The sequence below is a fragment of the Streptomyces sp. 4N124 genome, assembly GCF_052245395.1.
Classification (GTDB): Bacteria; Actinomycetota; Actinomycetes; order Streptomycetales; family Streptomycetaceae; genus Streptomyces.
The window spans coordinates 1-2,116 of record NZ_JBQQBS010000136.1 but is presented as its reverse complement, the minus strand read 5'-3'; the positions used below and the strand labels follow the sequence as shown (position 1 = coordinate 2,116).

Sequence of the window (2,116 nt, the reverse complement as noted above, 5' to 3'; positions counted from 1 at the left end):
GTCCTCAAACGCCGGACGGGCTGAGAGTGGCTGAGGTCGCCTCGCCCCCAGACGCCGGACGGGCTGGGGATGGCTGAGGTGAGCTCGTCCTCAAACGCCGGACGGGCTGGGGGTGGCTGAGGTGGCCTCGTCCTCAAACGCCGGTCGGGCTGGGGGTGGCTGAGGTGGGCTCGTCCTCAGACGCCGGTCGGACGGGCTGGATGATGCGGGATCGGTGCCGAGGGCAGCGCTCTGCGGGTGGGTGGGGGATCGGGGTGGCGTCGGCCGGGCTCGAACGGCGGACCGGCTGGATGTTGGTGATCCGCGGTGGGAGAGCCGCCCCCCTCGGGTGGGTGGGGGAGTTCTCGTCCTTGGATGCCGGGTGGTGTGGTGCGGGGGTGTCAGGTTGTTCGGCGGCGGAGGGTGGCTGCGCCGAGGGTGAGGACGAGGAGGGCGCAGCCCGCGACGATGAGGGTGTCTCGGATGAAGTTGGCTGTCATGTCGGTGTGTTTGAGGACTTCGTTCATGCCGTCGACGGCGTAGGACATGGGGAGGACGTTGGAGATGGCTTCGAGGGCGGGGTGCATGTTGTCGCGGGGGGTGAAGAGGCCGCAGAGGAGGAGTTGGGGGAAGATCACTGCCGGCATGAACTGGACCGCCTGGAATTCGGAGGCCGCGAAGGCCGAGACGAACAGGCCGAGGGCTGTGCCCAGGAGGGCGTCTAGGAGGGCCACCAGGAGGAGCAGCCACGGGGAGCCGATGACGTCCAGGCCCAGGAACCAGACCGCCAGCCCCGTCGCCAACGCCGACTGGATGATCGCCAGCGTGCCGAAGGCCAGGGCGTAGCCCGCGATCAGGTCGCCTTTGCCCAGGGGCATGGCGAGGAGGCGTTCCAGCGTGCCCGACGTGCGTTCGCGGAGCGTGGCGATCGACGTGACCAGGAACATCGTGATGAGGGGGAAGATCCCCAGGAGCGACGCTCCGATGCTGTCGAAGGTGCGCGCGCTGCCGTCGAACACATAGCGCAGCAGGAACAGCATCACGCACGGGACCAGGATCATCAGCGCGATCGTGCGCGGGTCGTGGCGGAGCTGGCTGAGGACTCGCGCCGCGGTGGCGGTGGTGCGGGAGAGGTTCAGGGCGCTGGTGGGGGCGGGCCTCATCGTCGTACGCATCGTGGTCGTACTCATCGCGTCGTCTCCTTCGTACGGGCGGTCGCGACTGCCTCGTCCACCAGGTGCAGGAAGGCCGCCTCCACCGTCTCGGATCCGGTACGGGTGCGGAGGGCGTCCGGGGTGTCGTCGGCGAGGATCTCGCCCTCGCGCATGAGGAGGAGGCGGTGGCAGCGCTCGGCCTCGTCCATGACGTGGGAGGAGACGAGGAGGGTTGCGCCGCGTGTGGCCGCGATGTCGTGGAAGAGGTTCCAGAGGTCTCGGCGGAGCACCGGGTCCAGGCCCACTGTCGGTTCGTCCAGGACCAGGAGTTCCGGAGTGCCGAGGAGGGCTACGGCCAGAGAGACACGGCTGCGCTGGCCGCCGGAGAGGTTGCCTGCCAGGGCGTCGGCGTGGCTGGTCAGGTCGACGTCGGAGATGACTCGGGTGACGTCCTCGTGCCGGTGCGCCGCGGCTGCGCGGCCCGGGTTCAGGATCGCCGCGAAGTAGGCCAGGTTCTGGCGGACGGTGAGGTCGTCGTAGACCGACGGGGCCTGGGTGACGTAGCCGATGCGGGTGCGGAGGGTGGGGTGGCCGGCCGGGCGGCCCAGGATCTCCAGGGTGCCCGTGACCTTGGCCTGAGTGCCGACGATCGCCCGCATGAGCGTCGACTTGCCGCATCCGGAGGGGCCGAGGAGGCCGGTGATCTGGCCGGGCGGGACCGTGAAGTCGAGGCCGCGCAGGACCGTTCGGGGGCCGCGGACGACGGTGAGGCCGGCGGCTTGGATCGCGGTTGCCTTTGGGGTTGGGGCGGGTGGGTCCGGTGCGTAATTCATCATGCGATGAATAATCCTCCCGTTGGGGGTGGGCGTCAAGGTGGGTGGGTGTGGGGGTGGGCGTCAAGGTGGGTGGGTGTGGGGGTGTGTGTCGGGGGGTGCGTGTCCGGGGGGCGCGCATCACCGGGGCGCATCACCCGGGGGCGTGGG

General features: G+C 70.0%; 2 protein-coding genes. Both read right to left on the bottom strand.

What is annotated here, in order from left to right:
- Positions 1-380 precede the first annotated feature (380 nt).
- Positions 381-1,169, bottom strand: a complete 789-nt coding sequence (locus tag ACTWQO_RS48410) for an ABC transporter permease (RefSeq protein WP_443243801.1) — start codon at positions 1,167-1,169, stop codon at positions 381-383.
- Complete coding sequence (locus tag ACTWQO_RS48405) at positions 1,166-1,969, bottom strand: ABC transporter ATP-binding protein (RefSeq protein ID WP_443243800.1); 804 nt, start codon at positions 1,967-1,969, stop codon at positions 1,166-1,168. The genes ACTWQO_RS48410 and ACTWQO_RS48405 overlap by 4 nt, the downstream gene beginning before the upstream one ends.
- Between the last annotated feature and the right edge of the window lie 147 nt (positions 1,970-2,116).

Bases quoted from the DNA above. Each gene is read 5' to 3' on its own strand.
- ACTWQO_RS48410 (WP_443243801.1), bottom strand. From the start codon at position 1,169: ATGAGTACGACCACGATGCGTACGACGATGAGGCCCGCCCCCACCAGC.
- ACTWQO_RS48405 (WP_443243800.1), bottom strand. From the start codon at position 1,969: ATGATGAATTACGCACCGGACCCACCCGCCCCAACCCCAAAGGCAACC.